Annotated in this window: 2 protein-coding genes; both read right to left on the bottom strand. The window is 56.5% G+C overall.

All coding sequences use genetic code 11. From position 1 onward, the window contains the following. Nucleotides 1-464, bottom strand: a 464-nt coding sequence (locus ACOCD2_RS16555; protein WP_293649632.1) for a DUF4007 family protein, incomplete at its 3' end; no start/stop codon positions are given. Nucleotides 465-545: 81 nt separating this feature from the next. Then, complete coding sequence (locus tag ACOCD2_RS16560) at nucleotides 546-2,102, bottom strand: hypothetical protein (RefSeq protein ID WP_293715290.1); 1,557 nt, start codon at nucleotides 2,100-2,102, stop codon at nucleotides 546-548. Nucleotides 2,103-2,559 lie beyond the last annotated feature (457 nt).

Genomic DNA, 2,559 nt, shown 5'->3' on the forward strand with positions numbered 1-2,559 from the left:
ACTGTGGTTGCCGAAAATTTGCTTTGGATATTCTGTTTTGCGAACTCCAATAATGCAGAAGCTGCTTCTTGTGAGGTAAATTCTGGTTTATGGAATTTATTAAAAAACCAATACCAACCTGTTGCCAGTTCAGGATTTGATGCAATCAACCAGTGAACCAACCAAATAGTCGCTTCATCTTCCAAGTAGGGATCGAAGCCTTTTTTACCAAAAATCTTATCGCCTAAGGGTGTTGTTTCAAAGCCAGACTGAGCAGGCGCGATCAATTGGGCAGCCTGTAACCAGTAACGAATGGCATTAACCATGTTTTTACCGACACCAAGCACAACCGTTGCTTCATCAGATGAAAATATTGAATTGCCTTTTGGCTTTGAGACAGCTTGGTAACCCTTGGTCAGCCAACTATATCGAAGCGCAAAAGTTTCATGGCGGCCAAAGGCTACTTTTATAGGGTTAAATTTCATCGCCGAGCCTTGTTATTGTTAATCGTTCCCATTGAGTCAAAAAAACCCGCAGGCGTCGACCTGCGGGGGTATCATCCCTACTTATTTGCAGCTGCCATCATCGCGCACGTCCTCCACATCCCACGTGCCAGCGCCCTCACAATCGCGGCCTGACCCGTCGTGATGCATGGTCACATCCCGCAGTTTGTTATCACCATGCCAGCTGGTCAGGTTGTGGCCTGAGCCGTTGCCCCTGTTGTTTGTCATTACGGAGGATTCGATGAGCGTCACCCCGCGACGGTTGAGGACAGCGCCGCCATAGCCGGCCACTGATTCGTTGCCCACCAAGTAGCTATAGGCAAGCCGCACGTTGCCCCCATCGTTGAAGATAGCGCCCCCGTTGCGGCCCGCGCGGTTGTGCAGAAACAGGGTGGCTTTTGCCGTCACCGAGCCCGTGTTGTAGATAGCACCGCCGCGTACGTCAGAGGCGGAGCCCCGGATGGCCGAGGCGCTCATGTACAGCGTGCCCGCGTTGCTGATGGCACCGCCTTCGCGCTCCGTGGACTCATCAACAGTGCCGTTGGCGCCCTCCAGTGCCAGTCGCACCAACATCACCTGGATACCGCCGGCGATTTCCAGAATGCGCGACTGGCCGCCACCACTGAGGATGATATCGATCGCACCATCTCCGTTGATATCCCCATCGATCAATACCGACTGGGTGATCTCTATGGGGCTGCCCAGGGTGATGACAGAGCCCGTAAGATCGGCGTCGAAACGCACCAGGTCTCCGCTCTGTGCCGATTCGATGAGCGCGCGCAGAGACCCCGGTCCGCTATCTTCCGCCGTGGTCACAATCAGCAGGTCGCCGGTGTAGACGTCCGCGGGCTGCGGGCCGTCGGGTTTTTCCACCGGGTTCGGGGATTCCCCCCCTGTGATGGCCGGTGCATCCGGGAAGGGCATAACCCCATCTGGCGCGCCCGTCACGGTCGTTTCAAAGGCGGCAACCTTGGCCCCAGGGTCCAGGCGGACACCAAATCCGGCGGACACATCAGCAGGCCCCCAACCCTGAACGCTCGGGAATAGATTACCGACCGCCGGCAGCGCGGGCCAGGTGGTCAGTGCGCCGTGGGCCGAAAAACCGGCCCCGGTGATCAGGTGATGTGCATACTGGCCACCTGTCCACCCCAGATAGGTCGCGTGATGCAGCCCCTGGACACCCAGCGCAACACCCCAGTCTGTATCCGTATTGGTTGTCATCAGCAGCTGCGGTGCGTGTGATGGCCATCTTACCGAGGGGACATCAGGGTCTGCACCAAAAAGCAGCTGCGGCGCGTGTGATGGCCATCTGGAAACGATGGCATTACTGTTCGCGTGGCCGATATCCAGATCCGCATAAAACAGCAGATCCACAGCCCCAAACGGCCGGTCGCTGTACAGGGCCCATCGGGTGACGTATACGCCGTCGGCATTCATCGCTGATGTGGCGGTCCAGTGGATCGTCCCATTGTCCCCCTGGAACTCCCCCGAGGATATGGCGCCGCCGTCCTGTGGCTGTACGTCACGGGTGACGGTGCCGGACAGGGCAAAGCCTGCCCCAGGCTCTCCCGTGTCCGCAAAGGTATTGTATTCGTACAGCAGCGAATGCCCATCCTGCACCAGCTGCGTCAGCTTGCCGGCTGAAGCCGTTGTGACCGACAGCCCCCCGCTGGCCAGCGGGACATCAGCCGCAACCGTGGCAGTCAGTGCGATCAGGATTGAGGCGGCCAGGTGCTTCATTTTGGTTTTCATCGTGAGTTTCCTCTTTAATGTGGCTTCTCGACGTTTTGAGTGGAATTCGCCCTGGAACTTGTGCCAGTGTCACTGCTGTCCCATCAACGGATGATTAAGAGGACCTGATTCCGCCCTGTTTGATACAATATGTTTGCCGATAACCTACATAGATCAAACGGGAGAATCAGGCCATGTCTCAATTGTAATACGATCGCCTCTCAATTGCTAAAACCAAAATCCCCAGATAGAGGCAGCCAACCCCGTCAAGGTGGGGGTCTGCGCGCCTCAGGGGGGCAAACACACCATGATTTTGGCTGGTCTTAATGCGTAGATAACGAGGTAG

This window comes from Thiolapillus sp. (assembly GCF_048562965.1).
Classification (GTDB): domain Bacteria; phylum Pseudomonadota; class Gammaproteobacteria; order Chromatiales; family Chromatiaceae; genus Thiolapillus; species Thiolapillus brandeum_A.